The 20,896-nt window shown below is 42.8% G+C and carries 16 protein-coding genes; 7 read left to right on the top strand and 9 right to left on the bottom strand.

All coding sequences use genetic code 11. The features are described from left to right. Positions 1-30 precede the first annotated feature (30 nt). From proB to LPH68_RS07705, 3 genes are all read left to right on the top strand, one after another. Positions 31-1,113: a glutamate 5-kinase gene (gene proB / locus LPH68_RS07715; protein ID WP_004312998.1), complete on the top strand. Its 1,083-nt coding sequence runs from the start codon at positions 31-33 to the stop codon at positions 1,111-1,113. A gap of 290 nt (positions 1,114-1,403) precedes the next feature. After that, complete coding sequence (locus LPH68_RS07710) at positions 1,404-2,660, top strand: glutamate-5-semialdehyde dehydrogenase (protein ID WP_004312997.1); 1,257 nt, start codon at positions 1,404-1,406, stop codon at positions 2,658-2,660. Between the two features lie 79 nt (positions 2,661-2,739). Then, the gene (locus tag LPH68_RS07705) at positions 2,740-3,696 is read left to right on the top strand and encodes an acetylornithine carbamoyltransferase (protein WP_004312996.1); all 957 of its coding nucleotides are present in this window, start codon (positions 2,740-2,742) and stop codon (positions 3,694-3,696) included. 170 nt (positions 3,697-3,866) lie between these two features. Here the strand turns inward: LPH68_RS07705 and LPH68_RS07700 are convergent, their stop codons facing one another. The 7 genes from LPH68_RS07700 to rpmH all read right to left on the bottom strand — a co-directional run bounded on the left by LPH68_RS07700 (position 3,867) and on the right by rpmH (position 9,379). Continuing rightward, positions 3,867-4,259, bottom strand: a complete 393-nt coding sequence (locus LPH68_RS07700) for a rhodanese-like domain-containing protein (RefSeq protein ID WP_074707149.1) — start codon at positions 4,257-4,259, stop codon at positions 3,867-3,869. A gap of 14 nt (positions 4,260-4,273) precedes the next feature. Beyond that, positions 4,274-4,975 (bottom strand): NigD-like protein, encoded by a 702-nt coding sequence (locus LPH68_RS07695; RefSeq protein WP_004312994.1) that lies wholly within the window; start codon positions 4,973-4,975, stop codon positions 4,274-4,276. After that, the gene (locus LPH68_RS07690) at positions 4,972-6,120 is read right to left on the bottom strand and encodes a 1-acyl-sn-glycerol-3-phosphate acyltransferase (RefSeq protein WP_120067092.1); all 1,149 of its coding nucleotides are present in this window, start codon (positions 6,118-6,120) and stop codon (positions 4,972-4,974) included. Before LPH68_RS07690 ends, LPH68_RS07695 begins: the two co-directional genes overlap by 4 nt. A 7-nt stretch (positions 6,121-6,127) precedes the next feature. After that, positions 6,128-7,102 (bottom strand): D-alanine--D-alanine ligase, encoded by a 975-nt coding sequence (locus tag LPH68_RS07685; RefSeq protein ID WP_120067093.1) that lies wholly within the window; start codon positions 7,100-7,102, stop codon positions 6,128-6,130. Next, positions 7,099-8,172 (bottom strand): RluA family pseudouridine synthase, encoded by a 1,074-nt coding sequence (locus LPH68_RS07680; RefSeq protein WP_004312991.1) that lies wholly within the window; start codon positions 8,170-8,172, stop codon positions 7,099-7,101. The genes LPH68_RS07685 and LPH68_RS07680 overlap by 4 nt, the downstream gene beginning before the upstream one ends. A 26-nt stretch (positions 8,173-8,198) precedes the next feature. After that, positions 8,199-8,849: a PASTA domain-containing protein gene (locus tag LPH68_RS07675; RefSeq protein ID WP_008016764.1), complete on the bottom strand. Its 651-nt coding sequence runs from the start codon at positions 8,847-8,849 to the stop codon at positions 8,199-8,201. A 371-nt stretch (positions 8,850-9,220) separates the two neighbouring features. Continuing rightward, a complete protein-coding gene (gene rpmH / locus LPH68_RS07670; protein ID WP_004299762.1) occupies positions 9,221-9,379 on the bottom strand; it encodes a 50S ribosomal protein L34 in 159 nt (52 codons plus the stop codon). Positions 9,380-9,571: 192 nt separating this feature from the next. On the opposite strand from rpmH, the gene efp reads away from it, so the two are divergent. After that, entirely contained in the window at positions 9,572-10,138 is a 567-nt protein-coding gene (gene efp / locus LPH68_RS07665) for an elongation factor P (protein ID WP_004312989.1), read from the top strand. A 68-nt stretch (positions 10,139-10,206) separates the two neighbouring features. On the opposite strand, the gene LPH68_RS07660 is transcribed toward efp, so the two are convergent. Further along, a complete protein-coding gene (locus LPH68_RS07660; protein ID WP_008776432.1) occupies positions 10,207-11,607 on the bottom strand; it encodes an alkaline phosphatase in 1,401 nt (466 codons plus the stop codon). Positions 11,608-11,681: 74 nt separating this feature from the next. Continuing rightward, the gene (locus LPH68_RS07655; protein ID WP_004312987.1) at positions 11,682-13,277 is read right to left on the bottom strand and encodes a DUF6377 domain-containing protein; all 1,596 of its coding nucleotides are present in this window, start codon (positions 13,275-13,277) and stop codon (positions 11,682-11,684) included. 243 nt (positions 13,278-13,520) lie between these two features. On the opposite strand from LPH68_RS07655, the gene LPH68_RS07650 reads away from it, so the two are divergent. The 3 genes from LPH68_RS07650 to LPH68_RS07640 all read left to right on the top strand — a co-directional run bounded on the left by LPH68_RS07650 (position 13,521) and on the right by LPH68_RS07640 (position 20,894). After that, the gene (locus LPH68_RS07650) at positions 13,521-15,374 is read left to right on the top strand and encodes a glycoside hydrolase family 13 protein (RefSeq protein WP_151923188.1); all 1,854 of its coding nucleotides are present in this window, start codon (positions 13,521-13,523) and stop codon (positions 15,372-15,374) included. A 198-nt stretch (positions 15,375-15,572) separates the two neighbouring features. Further along, entirely contained in the window at positions 15,573-17,783 is a 2,211-nt protein-coding gene (locus LPH68_RS07645; protein ID WP_008776434.1) for a glycoside hydrolase family 97 protein, read from the top strand. 87 nt (positions 17,784-17,870) lie between these two features. Continuing rightward, positions 17,871-20,894, top strand: a complete 3,024-nt coding sequence (locus tag LPH68_RS07640; RefSeq protein WP_004312984.1) for a TonB-dependent receptor — start codon at positions 17,871-17,873, stop codon at positions 20,892-20,894. The last annotated feature ends 2 nt before the right edge of the window (positions 20,895-20,896 follow it).

Below are 20,896 nucleotides of genomic sequence, written 5' to 3'. Positions count from 1 at the left end.
TATATTTGTGCTTTCAAATCGTTAGTAGGAATGAAACAGGAATTTACACGAATCGCAGTAAAAGTAGGAAGCAATGTATTGACACGCCGAGACGGAACGCTGGACGTTACCCGTATGTCGGCACTTGTTGACCAGATAGCGGAATTACATAAATCCGGGGTGGAAATCATTCTGATTTCTTCGGGAGCTGTTGCTTCCGGGCGCAGTGAAGTGCATCCACAGAAAAAACTCGATAGTGTAGACCAACGCCAGTTGTTTTCTGCCGTAGGTCAAGCTAAGCTCATCAACCGTTACTACGAACTTTTCCGCGAGCATAGTATTCCTGTTGGTCAGGTGTTAACCACGAAAGAAAGTTTCGGTACCCGCCGCCATTATCTGAATCAGAAAAACTGTATGACGGTAATGCTTGAAAACAATGTTATTCCTATTGTCAACGAGAATGATACAATTTCCGTCAGCGAGCTTATGTTCACTGATAATGATGAATTGTCCGGACTCATCGCTTCCATGATGGATGCACAGGCTCTCATTATCCTAAGCAACATCGACGGAATTTACAATGGTTCTCCTGCCGATCCGGGTTCTTCTGTTATCCGGGAGATCGATCACGGAAAAGATTTATCCAATTATATTCAGGCAACGAAGTCCAGTTTCGGACGGGGGGGAATGTTGACGAAAACAAATATTGCCCGCAAAGTAGCTGATGAAGGAATTACAGTGATTATTGCCAACGGGAAACGGGATAATATTCTGGTAGATTTGCTTCAGCATCCGAAAGAAACGCTTTGTACACGTTTTGTTCCTTCAAACGAACCGGTATCCAGTGTCAAGAAATGGATTGCTCATAGCGAGGGGTTTGCCAAAGGAGAAATTCACATCAACGAATGTGCGACAGAAGTTCTAAACTCTGAAAAGGCTGTCAGTATCCTCCCCATCGGAATTACTCACGTTGAAGGTGAATTTGAGAAAGATGACATTGTGCGTATCATGGACTTTCAAGGAAATCAAGTGGGCGTTGGAAAGGTGAACTGCGATTCCAAGCAGGCACAAGAAGCAATCGGTAAGCATGGAAAGAAACCGGTAGTACATTATGACTATCTATACATTGAATAATCAATAATAAGGTCAACTGTAGATAGGGTTAGTAATATTGCAAGTCAACCCGAAGCAGTGATAAGAAATTGAAGCTATTATTCAGGAGAATATTAGCATCTTGATTGAAGGAAAGCGTTTATTTTCGGTTGTATAATGTATTGTAGATAAAACATCTGCATTGAGACGCCCGTATATTGCTGATATACCACCACAAAAGCAACATTTATTTCTGCTTTCAACAAGTTTTATTCACATCATTCACTATATTTGCATAGTTTATCTTTCCATTTAATGCAAAAAAGGAGCAAATGACTACAAATTTAAACGAAACCTTTGCTGCCGTACAGGTGGCAAGTCGGGAATTAGCCTTGCTGAATGATGACATCATCAATCAGATTTTAAATGCAGTAGCTGACGCAGCAATTGCAGAAACACCTTTCATTCTTGCAGAGAATGAAAAAGACCTCGCACGGATGGACAAAAATGATCCGAAGTACGACCGGTTAAAATTGACGGAAGAACGTTTAAAAGGCATTGCTGCCGACACACGCAATGTAGCTACACTCCCCTCTCCTTTGGGTAAAGTGTTGAAAGAAAGTGTTCGCCCCAATGGGATGAGATTGACAAAAGTCAGCGTTCCTTTCGGAGTGATAGGAATCATTTATGAAGCCCGTCCGAATGTCAGTTTTGATGTTTTCTCCCTTTGTCTAAAGAGTGGAAATGCCTGCATATTGAAAGGAGGAAGTGATGCCGATTGTTCCAACCGGGCTATCATCAGTGTGATTCATGAAGTATTGAGGAAATTCAATATCAATCCGCACATTGTAGAACTACTTCCGGCCGACAGAGAAGCTACGGCAGCATTGCTGAATGCAGTGGGTTACGTAGATCTGATTATCCCCAGAGGCAGCAGCAGCCTGATCCATTTCGTACGCGAGAATGCAAAAATTCCCGTTATTGAAACAGGGGCAGGTATCTGTCACACTTACTTTGATGAATTTGGAGATGTAAACAAGGGGGCAGCTATTATTCATAATGCGAAGACACGCAGGGTTAGCGTATGTAATGCGCTGGACTGCGCCATTATACATGAGAAGAGACTGACCGATCTCCCTATGCTTTGCGAGAAACTAAAAGACAGCCATGTCATTATCTATGCTGACGCACAGGCTTATCAAGCATTAGAAGGCAGCTATCCTACCGAACTTCTGGAACACGCCAAAGCAGAAAGTTTCGGCACAGAGTTTCTGGATTATAAAATGGCTGTCAAGACCGTAAAAAGCTTCGAAGATGCCTTAGGACATATTCAGGAAAACAGCTCCAAACATAGCGAGTGTATTGTTACCGAAAACAAGGAACGTGCAGCCTTATTCACAAAGATTGTGGATGCAGCTTGCGTATATACCAATGTATCTACTGCCTTCACTGACGGAGCGCAATTCGGATTAGGAGCAGAAATCGGAATCAGTACGCAAAAACTACATGCGCGCGGTCCGATGGGACTGGAAGAGATCACCTCTTACAAATGGGTCATCGAAGGAGACGGGCAAACGAGAAGAAATTGAGACGATACCTTTATCGTTAAAAATCAAACAAGGTATTGAACGAAACTAATTGAAAATTAAGAATTAAAAGATAAATGATATGAATAAATTTACTTGCGTACAGGACATCGGCGATTTAAAATCAGCCCTTGCAGAAGCATTCGAAATTAAAAAAGATCGTTTCAAATATGTAGAACTGGGACGAAACAAGACTTTGATGATGATCTTCTTCAACTCCAGTCTGCGCACCCGCCTTAGCACACAGAAAGCTGCAATCAACTTGGGAATGAATGTAATGGTACTAGATATCAATCAAGGTGCATGGAAACTGGAAACCGAACGTGGCGTAATTATGGATGGCGATAAACCGGAACATATCTTAGAAGCCATTCCGGTGATGGGCTGTTATTGTGATCTCATCGGAGTACGCTCTTTCGCCCGTTTCGAAAACCGCGACTTTGACTATCAGGAAACGATTATCAATCAATTTATCCAATACTCCGGACGTCCCGTCTTTTCGATGGAAGCGGCAACACGCCACCCATTGCAGAGCTTTGCCGACTTGATTACCATTGAAGAATACAAGAAAACAGCACGTCCTAAAGTGGTCATGACCTGGGCTCCACATCCACGTCCATTGCCACAAGCTGTTCCCAATTCTTTTGCCGAATGGATGAACGCAACGGATTACGAATTTGTCATCACCCACCCCGAAGGTTATGAACTCGCCCCGCAATTTGTAGGCAACGCAAAAGTAGAATACGACCAGATGAAGGCTTTCGAAGGAGCCGACTTTATATATGCCAAGAACTGGGCAGCTTATTCCGGCGACAATTACGGACAGATATTAAGTAAAGATCGTGATTGGACAGTCAGCGACCGTCAAATGGCAGTTACCAACAACGCTTATTTCATGCATTGTCTTCCGGTTCGCAGAAATATGATTGTGACAGACGATGTGATCGAAAGCCCGCAATCAATCGTTATTCCGGAAGCTGCTAATCGTGAAATCTCGGCAACTGTCGTTCTGAAGAGACTATTGGAAGGACTGAAATAACCGAAAAATAAAGAGGCCGAAAAGCCTCTTCCATCAACGCATAAGAACAAAAGAACATCTCCTTAAAATCCTACTTATAAATATAAAAACAGGATTTGAAAATTGAGATGTTCTTTTGTTCTTATTGTATTTAAAATAAAAGCGGGCTATTACTTACCCCGCTCTTTACCTTATTTCTCTATTTCTTTGCCAGCCTCCTGCCAGGAATTAAATCCTTTATCAAGCTCAAAGACCTTATAGCCCTTCTCACTCAAAATTGCCGCAGCCTTCTTGCTCCGATTACCACTACGACAATACACAGCCACCGGTTTATCCTTCTGTAATAATGAATCAGCCATTGAAGCAAAAGAATCATCCATCACATTGATGTTGATTGTCTTCGTGATGTGCCCCTCCGAATATTCCGCAAGTGTGCGGACATCCAGACGTTGTATATCCTCATTCTGAATAAGAGAATCAAACTCCTCTACATTCATGGATTGAAAATCTCCTTTCTGCTGACAAGAGAAAAGGGAAGAGAGAAATAAAAATATCCCCACGACTAATTGATTCAATTTAAACATATATACTCTATTATTCAATTCTGCCCAGGAGTATAGTCAAACCCGGGATCACAATACTTTTCAGATACTACTGCAGATCCATCCTTATCGTACGTACAATATTTAAACTTAATATTTATGGTCCGACCAGGATGCTCCTCATCAATATATTGCGCCAAAGGAACAGAAATGTAAGCACGCCGATTATAGTATTCTTCATCACTGTTCGCATCATGGTATAATAACATATTCACAATACCATTTGTTTTAAGTTCAGACACATCTTCCACTATGCCGAAAGTATGTCCTTTGCCTGTACTGACTTTTAGATTCAGAATCATATTCAGATAATCCCGCCCCAGCCAGATACTGACCACCTCTACCGGATCTTGCTTTATACCGTCTTTATACACCGGATCATCTTCCGGCTTAGGCACCGGCACAATGAGCGATTGCAAAGAATATATAGTAGCCGCACTTCCATCCGGAAGCACTTCATAGTTACTCATTACACGTCTGGAGGTATTTGCGGCAATAGTAGAACCCGTACGATCTTCCGCCACAGGCAAAGCCTCTCCCTTATCAGGAATAAGCGTTTGTATACGACCGTCTTCCCCGGCCTCTACAGTCACAAATTCCAGTTTCACCGAAGGATAATAATAATCATCATCTCCACAGGCAGTCATCAGGAAAAGCAATCCCCACAACCAAATAACATGTAATTTTCTTCTTTTCATCGGCAAGCTGCTAAATAATTAACTAACGGATTGGAATACATTAATAACAACTTCTCACGCAAAAAGTCTTCATCCTTATTCGGAATCTTGATCTTTGCCAATTGTTGTTCAATATAGTTCATAAACTGTTGTTTCTCTTCTTCCGTGTAATTGGACCCGAATTCCGTCGTGCCATTCAGCCAATCGTACGCCACATAATTTCCCGGATATATCCGGTAATTACGATGAATGCGGCGGTCAATACAGGCAGAGATACGGGCAAACAAATCCGGTTTCGGCAACGAACGGTCCAACTCTTTCAGACCATCATTTAGACAAGGGGCAACCTGAAAATGTACCCTGCCTTTATATCCGAAAAGACCGGTTTGCATATTAATCAAATCGTCCTGCGTCGTCTTCTTATACCCTTCGATGTCTCTCTTCAACTGAAACTCCTGCGCTTTCAGAAAATCACACGGGTCATATTCGTATGAAATAGCAAGCGGAGCAATATTCATTTCCATCAAACGGTCTATCAAATCACCTTCACCACCCATTGCCAGCATTTTCAACACACTGTCTTGTGTACGGTCATTCGAATCTTTTGCACGTCCTTCACGCTGCGCAATCCAAATAGACTGTTTTTTCTCCGAAATGGTGTAATGCATATAACGGGACATACGTGCTGAAGATTCCAACATCTGCCGCATTGTCAATGCCCGCTGTACAATGAATGATTTATTGACACGTACCAGTTTCTTAATCCAGGGATAAATCAGCAAATTATCTCCAATCGCTATTTCTACCGTATCCATCCCCTGGTCAATCAACAAAATAGAGAGAAAGCCCGAATCGAGAATAATGTCTCTATGATTCGATATATACGTATAAGCTTTACTTTTATCCGGTATGGCGGTATGATCCAGTGTCAGCCCGGCGGTATGATCTGCCGCTATCTTCCACAAAATACCATAGCAAAATGCCTCCTGAAAATCAAGTTTAGTCTTACAGGCACGCATTTTCTGCGCCAGAAGTTCAAATGGAACGTTCGGTATAGCCCCGGTAGCAGCTTTCTGAAAAGCCGGATCGGCAATCAGTTCCTCAAAGATTTGAGGAAGTTCCTCATCATTGTAAGGACGAATTTCATTAAACTCTGTCAGATCCATCACGTGATTAAAATTTGTTTTCAATAATATCGGTCATCACATCCTTTATATCCAGTCCGGCTGCACGCACCTGCTGGGGAATAAAGCTGGTAGTAGTCATTCCCGGAGTAGTGTTTACTTCGAGAAGATTCAGTTTTTCACCGGCAGTCACAATATAATCTACACGGATAATGCCGGAGCAACCTAATATATCATAGATAGCCGAAGTCAACATCTGCACACGCTTGGTCAGTTCGTCCGAGATACGCGCAGGAGTGATTTCATCTACCTGTCCATTATATTTAGCATCATAATCAAAGAACTCATTGTGCGTCACCACTTCCGTAGGCGGTAAGATTACTGTCTTCTCTTTGGTCTTATAGCAGCCACAAGTCAGTTCCGTTCCATCCATAAACGCTTCTACAAGTACTTCTTGCGCCTCTCCGAAAGCTTTAACAATGGCCGGCTGTATTTGTTCTTTTGTTTTTACTTTCGTAACTCCGAAGCTCGAACCTCCCAGACTAGGCTTGATAAAACAAGGCAGACCGATCTTTTCCACTACTTCCTCGTCAGAAATCGATTGTCCCTGGCGCAGCAACAATGATTCGGCAATGCGCACTCCAAAAGCTTTCAGATATTGATTGCAGGTAAACTTGTCGTATGTAATGGCAGCTGCCAATACTCCACAACAGGAATACGGTATACGCATCATATCAAAATAGCCTTGCAGGCGACCATCCTCACCGGGCGTACCATGGATGGTAATATAAGCAAAGTCGAACACAACCTTTTCCGTTCCGTTCGTAAAACTAAAGTCATTTCTATCTACCGGCACTTTATTTCCGTCCGGCAATTGTACTTCCCAGCGACGGCCTTCCATCTCCACGATATACAAATTATACTTTTCCTTATCAATAAAGGAATAAATGCCCTGTGCACTACGCAGGGAAACTACGATTTCAGAGGTATCCCCTCCTGCTACGATAGCGATGTTGCGTTTCATTCTAATTCTCTATTACTTATATAGCCTCTCCACTTCTCGATAAGCCGGGTCATGTCATCCGGAAGTTCGGAAGTAAAGTACATCTCCTCACCTGTGACGGGATGCACAAACCCCAACGTCATAGCATGCAAAGCCTGTCGGGGACAAGTGTCAAAGCAATTATTTACAAACTGTTTGTATTTACTAAAATGAGTTCCTTTCAGTATCTCATGCCCGCCATAGCGTTCGTCATTGAACAATACATGGCCGATATGCTTCATGTGGACACGAATCTGATGGGTACGTCCTGTTTCAAGTATACATTCCACAAGGGTTACGTATCCCAGTCTTTCCAATACACGGTAGTGCGTAACGGCATGTTTGCCCACTGTCGGGTCGGACATCACCGCCATCTGCATCCGGTCTTTCGGATTGCGGGCGATATTACCGACAATCGTTCCTTCATCCTGTTCCACAACGCCCCACACCAGAGCACGATATCTGCGTTTGGTAGTCTTATTAAAAAATTGGAGTCCCAGATTTGTTTTGGCATCCGGTGTCTTGGCAATCACCAGCAAGCCCGAAGTATCTTTGTCGATGCGATGAACAAGTCCCACGTGCGGGTCATTGGCATCGTAATCCGGTATATCCTTCATGTGCCAGGCGAGCGCATTGACAAGCGTGCCGTGATAGTTTCCGTGTCCCGGATGCACTACCAACCCTGCCGGTTTATTCACCACCATTACGTATGGATCTTCATAAACAATAGTAAGGGGAATATCTTCAGGAATAATTTCGTTTTCATAACGGGGGCGATCCATCATCACCGTTATGACATCCAGCGGTTTCACTTTGTAGCTACTCTTCACCGGCTTGCCATTGGCCATAACGAATCCGCCTTCGGCAGCCTTCTGAATACGGTTGCGCGAAGCATTGACAATACGTTCGAACAGATATTTGTCGACTCTGACCATCGCCTGTCCCTTATCTACAACCACGCGGAAGTGTTCGTAAAGCTGGGATTCGTCACCGACAGGTTCTATATCGTCCAAATCATTCTCCAGTTCATCCGGAAGTTCTTCCTCTATCATGCGAGTCCGTTTCTGTTATTTATCTATTAAAACCAACTATCATCTTGAGTAGATGACGATTCTGACGTAACCGGCTGGTCCGTATCTACGGAAACATCGGCTGAATCTTCTTCTGACGTATCACCGGAGCCGTTTCCGACCATCAATGTTAACGAAGATCCCACAGGAATTTTCTCACCCGCAGCCAACTGACGTCCCTGGTACTTCACGCCGTATACCCAGTCTTTCTCACCATTTACCAATTGAACCTGATTCAGTTTGAAACCGGCATTCAGCAATTTAGCCTGCGCCTGGCGGAGCGAGCTGTTGTCCGCCACATCGGGAATAGCACGCAAAGGGACATCCAACGTATTGACAGTCAGATATACTGTGCGTCCTTCTTTCACTTTCTCGCCGGCTCCCGGCTTCAGTTCGAGAATGATACCTGCTGCTTTATCCTTTACATATTTGGTATCGGAAATCACATATACCAAACCGTGATTCCGGAACATTTTCGCTGCTTCGTCCACCGTCATCCCTTTCACATCGGGAACGGCAACAGTTTCACCATGATGAGTATGTATATCAAGCCATTTCAATACACCGAATATCATCACTACCACCACAACAATCATGGCGATCATATTCACCCAGAAGAATTTATTTGTTTTAAAAGAAAAGAATTCTTTAATAGTCATACGCATTGCTGTTAATATGCGCCAAAGATACGACAAAATAGTTGAACTTTTAAAAAGTAGGCGATGAAAAATGTCCTCATCTATTATGCAAGAACGCTTATCATCGCCAGAATTGCTGCAACTATAATCCCCACTCCTATAGATTTCAACAACCTTATTATATTTATGCGGGTTTTCAAATCCCCCGAATCCGCTCTTCTATTACGTATGTTTGTTTATGAGTCTTGTTCTATTCCACAAAGAAAAGCAAAAAGTCATAAACAAGAGCAAACAATAGCGCTTTTTAACATACTATTCTCCTGAAAATCAGGAAACAAAAAAGGCGAAGATTAAATTCCCCGCCTTTTTTGTTTCCTGATGACAAGTGATTATCACTTTTGTCCGTTGTACTCATCAGAAACAGTCAGTTTCTTTCTGCCTTTTGCACGACGAGCAGCTAATACTCTACGACCATTAGCCGATGCCATTCTCTCACGGAAACCGTGTTTGTTCTTTCTCTTTCTGTTAGAGGGTTGAAATGTTCTTTTCATTACTGTATCTTGTTTTTATGTTATTATTCTACGTAATCGGGCTGCAAAAATAGGCACTTTTTTTAAATTAACCAAGAGATAACTCATTTTTGCTCAAAAGTTTTTGTGTTTTTTACTGATTTAGATTACTTTTGCAGTCGAATTCCTGCGAAAACAATTAAATAACAATAATATATTAAGAAAAATAGCAGTATGATTAATGCTCAAGACATCAAAAACGGAACTTGTATCCGTATGGACGGAAAGCTCTATTTCTGTATCGAATTCCTGCATGTAAAACCAGGTAAAGGTAATACTTTCATGCGTACTAAACTGAAAGATGTAGTCAGCGGTTACGTTCTTGAACGCCGTTTCAACATCGGTGAAAAGTTGGAAGATGTACGCGTAGAACGTCGTCCGTACCAATTTTTGTATAAAGAAGGAGAAGATTATATCTTCATGAACCAAGAAACATTCGACCAACACCCTATCGCTCACGATTTGATTAACGGGGTTGACTTCCTGCTCGAAGGTGCAGTATTGGAAGTTGTTTCTGACGCTTCTACTGAAACTGTTCTTTATGCAGATATGCCGATCAAGGTTCAAATGAAAGTGACTTATACAGAACCGGGCGTGAAAGGTGATACAGCTACCAACACGCTGAAACCTGCCACTGTAGAATCAGGAGCAACCGTACGTGTTCCGTTGTTCATCAACGAAGGTGAAACAATTGAAATCGACACTCGCGATGGTTCTTACGTAGGACGTGTAAAAGCATAATTGACAAGAACATATATAAAAAACCGGAAGTTTTTGGACTCCCGGTTTTTTTATGTCTTTACCGATATTTATTTGTATCCGGCTGCTTTCGCAATTCTTTTAGGAATCTCCGTGTTATCAATCTTTTCTCCAAACAGTTGAGAACCTGCGCCGATAGCGAATACAGGTACATAACCGGCAGAGTGACCGCCACTTACCCAACCTACCATAGCAATCTCATCCATCACTTCCTTAGCACGTGCAGCCATCGGTTCACTCTTAGAGTACATACTTTCAGCAAATACGACTTTATTCTTCACGAATGATTTTTCAAACTCATCACGTAATTTCTTTTCCTGTTCCCAAGAAATAGGGAATTGTTTCCAGAAACCCATTTCTTCGCCCAAGAATGTTTTCATATCTTCCCAAGTCACTTTATTGCCTTTTGATTTTCTCAATTCGCTGATACGTTGTGAAAGTCCGTCAGCAGAATGTTTCTGATGCTGCAATGCTTTCAGGTTCAATTCATATTTTCCTGTACCCAGCACGATACCACCTGTTTCATGGTCGGCAGTAACGACAATAAGGGTTTCTTTCGGATGCTTTTTATAAAACTCATAAGCTACCTTGATAGCATTATCCATATCCTTTACTTCGTTGAACACTGTAGCAGCATCATTCGCATGACACGCCCAGTCTATTTTGCCACCTTCTACCATCAAGAAAAACCCTTTCTTATTATCTTTAGTAAGAAAATCAATGGCACTTTCTGTAATCTGTGCTAAAGTCAAATCACCTTCTTTACGATCGATAGCATAAGGTAAACAAGATGGATTAGCACCTTCTTCCTGAATCAGGATCATCTTTTCTGCTTTTGCAGCTTTTGCCTTATAGTCATTGTAGCCACGTGCTACTGTATATCCGGCTTCTTCAAAAATAGGGAAAATACTTGGAGCTTCTTTCTTGTCAAAAGATGTAGTCGGTTTAAGAAAACCACCACCTGCATAAAAATCAAAATTTGCTTTTGGCAAATCCAAAGCTATTTCATAATATCTATTACGATCGGGTTGATGTGCATAGAATGCGGCAGGAGTAGCATGATCTACACTAACAGAAGTAGTTACACCAACTTTCTTACCAGCTTTCTTTGCCTTTTCAGCTACAGTCTGAATAGCATTCTTGTCCTCTCCCACAGAAATTGCATGATTATAAGTCTTCTTGCCTGTTGCTAATGCAGTACCTGCAGCAGCAGAGTCGGTTACTGAATTTTTAGCTGAGAAAGTAGTTGCCATAGTAGCAACCGGGAATTGAGTAAATAACAAAGGTTCAACACCAATACGGCCATTTTGAATTTCCGCCTGATACATCTCCGTACCATTTACTTGGTTCACTCCCATCCCATCCCCGATGAAATAGAATACGTACTTTGCCTGACCGTTTGCAACAACGGAGATAAGAACAAAGAACAGTGTGTAGATTAACTTTTTCATTTTTTAGTAAGTTTATTATTAGATTATTTGTCTACAAAGGTAGAAAAAAAAGAAGAAATTATCCGGATGCCATATTACAAATTCATCACATCTTGCTCAAACCTGTCCTTATCACCGGCAGCCTTGTTACGCATCCGGCTACGATAATTATAGATAGTCGCCAAAGAGTAGCCCAGAAAATGGGCTATCTTGTTACTATCTATCACTCCCAGGCGAATAAGGGCAAAAATGCGGAGTTCCGTTGTCAGCAGTTCATCGGATTTCGGGTATATGCGCCCTTCTTCTACCAGCAGTTCATTAAAGGCGGTAATAAAGTTCGGGAACAGTTTCAGGAAAGACTTATCAAACTCATTATAGAATTCATTCCGCTCGTCACGGATAAACTGCTCGGACTTGATGGCTTTGAACAAGTCTTCAATACGTGACGCCATAGCCAGCTTCGCCAGTGAACGACGGTAAGTTTCCAGCTTATCCAGATAGTTGACGCATCTGTCCAGATAGCGGGCGATATACACCTCTTTAATTTTCCCCGTCTGTTCCAGTTCTTTGTTTACTGCCTGCATTTGTTTGTTCGCCAAGCTTAAGTCACGCCGCATGGCAGACAGTTTCTTCATCCAACGATACAAATAGAAAACAGCAATAAGGAGAAAGAAAGACAACAGACTGACGCTGACAAGCATTGCCTGTGAAACCACACGTTCTTTTTCTTCCTTCAGTTTATAAGCCTTGTCGATAATAGGAAAGAACTCCGTCACCTCAATAAAACGCAGGCGGGCATTGCAAGCTACGGCGTCTTCCATCGAACAGCTCAGATATTTGTAAGCGCGGTCTACATCGCCCAGTTCATACATCAAGTGTGCCAGTTTCTGCAATGAAGCATATTCCCTGACCGAAGATTCCAAATCGGCAATAGCTGTCAATATCAGATAATATACTTCTTTTTCCATATCGCCTTTCATGCCATATGCTTCGGACAGCGTATAGTAGATATAGACTTTCTGACGTTCGTCAACCGCATCCTTCAACGCGTCGCTGAGCATCACCAAAGCTGTATCAGCCTTACCTGTAACGATACATTTCTCAGCCAGTACAATCGTACGGTTTATTTCGGGCGGCATTATACCAATGATAGAGTCCCTGTATAAATCTGTCTTTGTCAGGTATTTCTTCTTTTCCTCTTTATTAGTGGTATAGTCTGCAAGCCAACCATAACAGGCACGATAAGTCTGATAATAGGATAGTAATGTTTGTTTGTCCAGCTTCTCCGAATTTATGCTCTCCAGTTCTTTCATGGCTTCAATATACATTCCCATCACTCCCAATACTGTTGCACGGTCAATTATTATCTCATCTGCCAATTCTGGACGGGTCAGTTGGGGGAGAAGCTGTTGTCTCCTGTTTATATAATAAAGTGCAGAATCTGCCTGATAATGAAGATAAGCATCGAACAAAGAACCATACAAGCGATATTTATCAGCAGGAGCAACCGAATGAGCGAGCTGCATTTTCAGCGCATCAATAGCTTTCTCTTTCTGAACCTGAAAAGTCTCTTTCTTATTTATAATATCATCCAGTCTTTTAAGGACTGCCGCATTATCATCCGTCTGTGTCGCAAACAGTAAAGTCGGACAAACTAAAAGAAAAGCTAAGATATAGGCTATATTTCTCATAGGTTACTTTTTAAAGATGTCACAAATATAATGAATATAGTAATGATTATGAAACAGACGGTCAAAATAATTTTAATTCCTAGTTGTATTTTCTCATAGTCTTTTCACAAGCAATGCATTCATTTTCAACAAAATGAGCATCACAAGTATTTATATTTATATTCTAGTCCCCAAATGCTTTCCCCTATCCCCCTACATTTGCAACATCGGTTCGCCGAGCAAACATTTAAAATCTATGTTACCATGAAAAAGAATTTTCTATTTGTAATCTTACTTGTACTACTATTTGGTTGCAGCCCGGTATATGCCGCAACTGTCATAAAAAAAGTAGCCCCTGCTTTTTGGTGGGCAGGTATGAAAAATCCGGAGTTGCAGGTTTTGCTATATGGAGAACATATAGCATTTGCAGAAGTCAGTATCTCTTCCGAAGACATCACCTTGCAAGAGGTTGTCAAGCTAGAAAATCCAAATTATCTGATTGTCTATCTGAATATCTCGGAAGCAGCCCCGCAGACATTCAACATGATTCTGAAACAAGGTAAAAAACAGACTGTAATTCCTTATGAACTCAAAGAAAGAAAGCCGGATTCTTCTCAGATAGAAGGTTTCAACTCTAGCGATGTGCTTTATCTCATTATGCCGGATCGTTTTGCTAACGGTGATTCTTCTAATGATATAATTTCCGGAATGTTGGAAGCCAGAGTAGACCGTAACGACTCCTTCGCCCGCCATGGCGGTGATTTCAAAGGGATAGAAAAGCATCTGGATTATATCGCGGACTTAGGTGTGACGAGCATATGGCTGAATCCGATTCAGGAGAATGACATGAAGGAAGGCTCTTACCACGGTTATGCCATCACTGATTATTATCAGGCAGACCGCCGCTTTGGGAATAATGAAGAATTCCGGAACCTTGTAGACCAGGCACATGCCAAAGGGATGAAAGTAGTCATGGATATGATTTTCAACCACTGCGGTAGTGAAAACTATCTATATAAGGATATGCCATCCAAAGACTGGTTCAACTTCAAAGGCAACTATGTGCAGACAACTTTTAAGACTGCCACCCAACTAGACCCGTATGCTTCTGATTACGAAAAGAAAATAGCAGTTGACGGTTGGTTCAGCCAGGTTATGCCAGATTTCAACCAACGGAACCGCCATGTAGCTACTTATCTGATTCAGAGCAGTATCTGGTGGATAGAGTATGCCGGTATTAACGGAATCCGCCAGGATACGCACCCTTATGCGGACTTTGACATGATGGCTCATTGGTGCAAGGCAGTGAACGAAGAATATCCCAAATTCAATATTGTAGGCGAAACTTGGTTAGGCAGCAATGTACTTATCTCTTATTGGCAGAAAGACAGCAAACTGACCTATCCTAAAAACACCTACCTGCCCACTGTTATGGACTTCCCATTGATGGAACATATGAACAAAGCTTTCGATGAGGAAACAACCGACTGGAACGGCGGACTGTGCCGACTTTACGAATACCTGTCGCAAGATATCGTCTTTGCCAACCCGATGAATCTATTGACTTTCCTGGATAATCACGACACTTCCCGTTTTTATCGTTCGGAAGCGGATACTAAAAACCTGAACCGATACAAACAAGCATTAGTGTTCCTTCTGACAACACGCGGAATTCCACAAATATATTACGGAACAGAAATCCTGATGGCTGCCGATAAAGCCAACGGTGACGGATTACTTCGCTGTGACTTTCCGGGCGGCTGGCAAAATGATACTCATAATTACTTCGATGCGGCAAACCGCACTCCGCTACAAAATGAAGCTTTCTCTTATCTGAAGAAACTGCTCCAATGGAGAAAAGGAAACGAAGTTATAGCCAAAGGAAAACTGAAACACTTCGCACCGAGTAAAGGTATCTATGCGTACGAAAGGAAACAGGGTGATAAATCAGTCGTTGTTCTCCTGAATGGAACAGACCGGGAACAGACTATCAGTTTGGATACTTACCGGGAAATACTGCCTGATACTTCTGCATACAATGTATTGGAAGATAAAAAAGTAGAATTAGGAAAGGATTTAACACTTCCGAGCCGTGGGATATACCTTTTATCCTTTTAAAGAAGTTCACTACGACTTATATTTATCCGAAGTACCCAAGCAGTTATTTAGCTATAAATCAAAATAATAAAGTTTATACTAACTTGTATTTTTATTCTAATTGGAAAACTCAGTTCAGACGGTCGCTACATTTGCAATATCCGAAACAAAAGGAATAAAAACATAGGTTAGCTCACAATTTAATACCATAAAAATAAAATGAAAAAGAATCTTTTGCTTATCGCATTTTTCTGTATCTCGTTTATAGCGAATGCACAACAGAAACTCACTTCGCCGGATGGAAATCTAGTAATGACCTTCCAGGTTAACAAAGAAGGTGCTCCAACGTACGACTTGATTTATAAAGGCAAAACGGTTATCAAACCAAGTACCCTGGGACTGGAATTAAAGAAAGAAGATAATACCCGCACAGATTTCGACTGGGTAGACCGCCGGGATCTGACAAAACTTGATTCAAAGACTAATCTTTATAACGGATTCGAAGTGAAAGACGTCAAGACTTCCACATTCAACGAAACTTGGCAACCGGTATGGGGAGAAGAAAAAGAAATCCACAATCATTATAACGAACTGGCAGCCACGCTGTATCAGCCCATGAACGACCGTTCTATCCTTATCCGTTTCCGGTTGTTCAACGATGGTTTAGGATTCCGCTACGAATTCCCGCAGCAGAAATCTCTGAACTACTTCATCATCAAAGAAGAACATTCCCAGTTTGCAATGGCAGGCGACCACATCGCTTACTGGATACCGGGCGACTATGACACTCAGGAATATGATTACACTATCTCCCGCCTGTCAGAAATCAGAGGTTTGATGAAAGAAGCCATTACTCCGAACTCTTCTCAGACTCCTTTCTCACAGACAGGCGTACAGACTGCACTGATGATGAAAACGGATGACGGTTTATATATCAATCTTCACGAAGCTGCTCTCATCGATTACTCATGTATGCACCTGAATCTGGACGACAAAAATATGGTATTCGAATCCTGGCTGACTCCGGATGCTAAAGGAGACAAAGGTTATCTGCAAACTCCCTGTAATACTCCGTGGCGTACCGTTATCGTCAGCGATGATGCCCGCAATATTCTTGCATCCCGCATCACTCTGAACCTGAATGAGCCATGCAAAATCGCAGATGCCGCTTCATGGGTGAAGCCTGTGAAATATATCGGCGTATGGTGGGATATGATTACCGGAAAAGGTTCATGGGCTTATACCGACGAACTGACTAGCGTAAAACTGGGAGAAACGGATTACTCTAAAACCAAACCGAACGGCAAACATTCTGCCAACACTGCCAACGTGAAACGCTATATTGACTTCGCCGCAGCAAACGGGTTCGACGCTGTATTGGTAGAAGGCTGGAATGAAGGTTGGGAAGACTGGTTCGGCAATAGCAAGGACTATGTATTCGACTTCGTCACTCCGTATCCGGATTTCGATGTAAAAGAAGTACATCGTTACGCAGCGAGCAAAGGTATCAAGATGATGATGCACCACGAAACTTCCGCATCTGTCCGCAACTACGAACGCCATATGGACAAGGCTTACCAGTTTATGGTAGACAACGGTTACAATTCTGTAAAGAGCGGTTATGTAGGCAATATCATTCCGCGCGGCGAACACCACTACGGACAATGGATGAACAACCACTACCTGTATGCAGTGACGAAAGCAGCCGACTACAAAATCATGGTAAATGCTCACGAAGCAACCCGCCCGACAGGTATCTGCCGCACGTATCCTAACTTAATCGGCAACGAATCCGCACGCGGAACCGAATACGAATCATTCGGCGGAAACAAAGTATATCACACAACTATACTTCCTTTCACCCGTTTGGTCGGCGGCCCGATGGATTACACTCCGGGTATCTTCGAAACTCATTGTAACAAGATGAATCCTGCAAACAATTCACAGGTACGTTCTACCATCGCCCGCCAGTTAGCCTTGTACGTGACCATGTACAGCCCGCTGCAAATGGCTGCCGATATTCCTGAAAACTACGAACGTTTCATGGATGCTTTCCAATTCATCAAAGACGTGGCAATCGACTGGGACGAAACAAACTATCTGGAAGCAGAACCGGGAGAATATATCACTATCGCCCGTAAGGCAAAAGGTACAGGCGACTGGTATGTAGGTTGTACAGCCGGTGAGAACGGTCATACTTCCAAACTGGTATTCGACTTCCTCACACCGGGAAAACAATACATTGCCACTGTTTATGCGGATGCTAAAGATGCCGACTGGAAAGAAAATCCGCAAGCTTATACCATCAAAAAAGGTATCCTGACAAACAAAAGCAAACTGAACTTGCGCGCTGCCAACGGTGGCGGTTATGCCATCAGTATCAAGGAAGTAAAGGATAAAGCGGAAGTAAAAGGACTAAAGAAATTTTAGGGAATAAGATTGGGAGAATATAGTTTTCAGTAGGTATTTTTTAGAGAGATATATTTGATTTTGATAAAATAACTTTAAATTAGAGACATGAAAAAGAGCTTAAGACTAAAAGCCCTGCTCACATTATTGGTGGGACTCTTCCTTTCCATTGGAGCATTTGCTCAGCAAATAGCTGTCAAGGGGCATGTGAAAGACACAACGGGTGAGCCTGTCATCGGTGCTAACGTACTGGTGAAAGGTACAACCAATGGAACAATAACTGATTTCGATGGTAACTTTATGTTGAATGTACCGAAAGATGCCATTCTTTCCGTTTCATTCGTCGGCTATAAATCAGCAGAAGTGAAAGCGGCTTCTACTGTAATGGTTACATTGGAAGATGATTCTCAAGTACTGGACGCAGTAGTCGTTATCGGCTACGGCTCGGTGAAAAAGAACGATATGACCGGTTCGGTTACGGCCATCAAACCGGACAAACTAAACAAAGGTTTGATTACCAACGCACAGGATATGATGACTGGTAAGATTGCCGGTGTAAGCGTTATCAGCAAAGGCGGAGCTCCGGGCGAGGGCGCAACGATTCGTATTCGTGGCGGTTCTTCACTGACTGCAGAAAACGACCCGCTGATTGTAATCGACGGTCTGGCAATGGATAATAAGGGAGTGAAAGGTTTGGCCAATCCTCTGTCTATGGTCAATCCGAATGATATTGAAAGCTTTACCGTATTAAAAGATGCTTCGGCTACCGCCATCTACGGTTCGCGTGCTTCTAATGGCGTTATCATCATTACAACGAAGAAAGGTCAGGCAGGCGCACGTCCTACCATTTCTTATGACGGCAATGTATCTGTCAGCACTGTAAAATCTACCGTCGACGTAATGGACGGAGACCAGTTCCGTTCTTTCATCAAAGACATTTGGGGAGAAGACAGCGAAGCTTATAGCAAATTAGGAAATGCCAACACCGACTGGCAGAAAGAAATATTCCGCCCAGCCGTAAGTACAGACCATAACCTCACCATTTCCGGTGGATTGAAGAATATGCCTTACCGTGTATCGTTCGGTTATACCAACCAGAACGGTATTGTGAAAACATCCAAGTTCGAACGTTATACGGCTTCTGTCAGCTTGGCTCCTTCTTTCTTTGAAGACCATCTGAAAGTAAATGCCAACCTGAAAGGTATGATTGCCAAGAACCGCTACGCTGACGGTAGTGCGGTAGGTTCTGCGGTCAGCTTTGACCCTACACAGTCCGTCCGCTCCGACGATCCTTACCATCAATATTATTTCGACGGATATTTCCAATGGAATACGGACGCTTCTTCTTTGAATGACGACACATGGAAACGTACTTTCAACAGCAATGCTCCGGGTAATCCGGTTGCCTTGTTGGAAGAAAAGGACGACCGTGCCATCTCCAAATCTTTAATCGGTAATCTGGAACTGGATTATAAGTTTCATTTCTTGCCGGACTTGCACGCACACGTGAACGGTGGTATGGACCTCTCTACGGGTAAGCAATATACGGATGTCTCTCCCTATTCTTCGACCAACAACTATTATGGCAGCTATGGCTGGGAACAGAAAGACAAGTACAACCTCTCTTTGAATGCTTACCTGCAATACAGCAAAGATTTTACCGACAAACATCGTTTCGATGTAATGGCAGGCTATGAATGGCAGCACTTCCATGATACGTCCGACCAGGAATATTGGGGACTCTATCCGCTGTCGAACAACGTGGTAGAGAACAGAGGTCAGCGTTACAACAATACCTCAAGTGGTTCGGCTACGGAAAGTTATCTGGTATCTTTCTTCGGTCGTGTCAATTACACACTGTTGGACCGTTACCTGTTTACGGCAACCGTACGCCAGGATGGTTCTTCCCGTTTCCACAAAAACAACCGTTGGGGATTGTTCCCGTCTTTTGCCTTGGGATGGAAGTTGAAAGAAGAAGCTTTCCTGAAAGACGTTGATGTACTTTCTGATTTAAAACTTCGTCTTGGCTATGGTATTACCGGTCAGCAGAATATCAATTCGGGCGACTATCCGTATCTGGCTGTTTATGAGACAAACAAAGACGGGGCTTACTATCCTATCCTGGGAGAAGGAACCACTTACCGCCCGAATGCATACAACCCGGACTTGAAATGGGAAAAGACGACCACTTATAATGTAGGTTTGGACTTCGGATTCCTGAACAACCGCATCAACGGTGCTGTGGATTATTACTATCGCAAGACCACCGATTTGCTGAACAGCGTATTCGTTTCTGCCGGAACGAACTTCAAAAACAAGGTATTGTCCAACGTCGGTTCATTAGAAAATTCAGGTATCGAATTCTCTATTAATTCAAAACCGGTTGTAACTACCGACTGGACATGGGACCTTGGCTTCAATATCACTTACAACAAAAACGAAATCACCAAATTAACTACCGGAGATAGCGAAAATTATTATGTTGCTGCCGGAGACAATATCGGTGGCGGACGTGATATGAAAGCAATGGCGCATGCCGTAGGGCATCCGGCTTCTTCCTTCTATGTTTACCAGCAAGTGTATGACGAGAATGGAAAGCCTATCGAGAACGAATTTGTAGACCGCAACGGAGACGGAACGATTAACGGCGACGACCGCTACTTCTACAAAAAGCCGACAGCCGACGTACTTATGGGACTTACTTCCCGTCTTTCATACAAGTCATGGGATTTCAGTTTCTCACTGCGCGCCAGCCTGAACAACTATGTGTATAACTCTGTCGAAGCAGGTGGTTCCGACTGCAACCCAACCTCTGTCTATTCATTCGGCGCACTCAACAACCGTCCGTTGATGGGAGTGGCAAATAATATCCAGAACCTGAAAGACAACACCTTATTATCCGATTACTTCGTACAGAATGCTTCCTTCATGAAATGTGACAACATCACTTTGGGATACTCGTTCAAAAAGCTGTTCGGCGCTCCGATTGGCGGACGCGTATATGCAGCCGTACAGAACGTATTCACTATCACCAAATACAAAGGACTTGACCCTGAAGTAGAAAAGGGATTGGATAACAATATTTATCCGCGTCCTCTGACTACATTAATCGGTTTAAGCCTTAATTTCTAAAC

Origin of the sequence: Bacteroides sp. 1_1_30 (assembly GCF_020982715.1) — a bacterium.
In the GTDB taxonomy this organism is placed as follows: domain Bacteria; phylum Bacteroidota; class Bacteroidia; order Bacteroidales; family Bacteroidaceae; genus Bacteroides; species Bacteroides xylanisolvens.
The sequence above is the reverse complement of the archived record's forward strand: the minus strand, read 5'-3'. Positions and strand labels throughout refer to the sequence as shown.

What these genes read in the sequence shown, in the direction of transcription:
- proB (WP_004312998.1), top strand. Translation starts at nt 31, where the DNA reads ATGAAACAGGAATTTACACGAATCGCAGTAAAAGTAGGAAGCAATGTA.
- LPH68_RS07710 (WP_004312997.1), top strand. Translation starts at nt 1,404, where the DNA reads ATGACTACAAATTTAAACGAAACCTTTGCTGCCGTACAGGTGGCAAGT.
- LPH68_RS07705 (WP_004312996.1), top strand. Translation starts at nt 2,740, where the DNA reads ATGAATAAATTTACTTGCGTACAGGACATCGGCGATTTAAAATCAGCC.
- LPH68_RS07700 (WP_074707149.1), bottom strand. Translation starts at nt 4,259, where the DNA reads ATGTTTAAATTGAATCAATTAGTCGTGGGGATATTTTTATTTCTCTCT.
- LPH68_RS07695 (WP_004312994.1), bottom strand. Translation starts at nt 4,975, where the DNA reads ATGAAAAGAAGAAAATTACATGTTATTTGGTTGTGGGGATTGCTTTTC.
- LPH68_RS07690 (WP_120067092.1), bottom strand. Translation starts at nt 6,120, where the DNA reads ATGGATCTGACAGAGTTTAATGAAATTCGTCCTTACAATGATGAGGAA.
- LPH68_RS07685 (WP_120067093.1), bottom strand. Translation starts at nt 7,102, where the DNA reads ATGAAACGCAACATCGCTATCGTAGCAGGAGGGGATACCTCTGAAATC.
- LPH68_RS07680 (WP_004312991.1), bottom strand. Translation starts at nt 8,172, where the DNA reads ATGATAGAGGAAGAACTTCCGGATGAACTGGAGAATGATTTGGACGAT.
- LPH68_RS07675 (WP_008016764.1), bottom strand. Translation starts at nt 8,849, where the DNA reads ATGACTATTAAAGAATTCTTTTCTTTTAAAACAAATAAATTCTTCTGG.
- rpmH (WP_004299762.1), bottom strand. Translation starts at nt 9,379, where the DNA reads ATGAAAAGAACATTTCAACCCTCTAACAGAAAGAGAAAGAACAAACAC.
- efp (WP_004312989.1), top strand. Translation starts at nt 9,572, where the DNA reads ATGATTAATGCTCAAGACATCAAAAACGGAACTTGTATCCGTATGGAC.
- LPH68_RS07660 (WP_008776432.1), bottom strand. Translation starts at nt 11,607, where the DNA reads ATGAAAAAGTTAATCTACACACTGTTCTTTGTTCTTATCTCCGTTGTT.
- LPH68_RS07655 (WP_004312987.1), bottom strand. Translation starts at nt 13,277, where the DNA reads ATGAGAAATATAGCCTATATCTTAGCTTTTCTTTTAGTTTGTCCGACT.
- LPH68_RS07650 (WP_151923188.1), top strand. Translation starts at nt 13,521, where the DNA reads ATGAAAAAGAATTTTCTATTTGTAATCTTACTTGTACTACTATTTGGT.
- LPH68_RS07645 (WP_008776434.1), top strand. Translation starts at nt 15,573, where the DNA reads ATGAAAAAGAATCTTTTGCTTATCGCATTTTTCTGTATCTCGTTTATA.
- LPH68_RS07640 (WP_004312984.1), top strand. Translation starts at nt 17,871, where the DNA reads ATGAAAAAGAGCTTAAGACTAAAAGCCCTGCTCACATTATTGGTGGGA.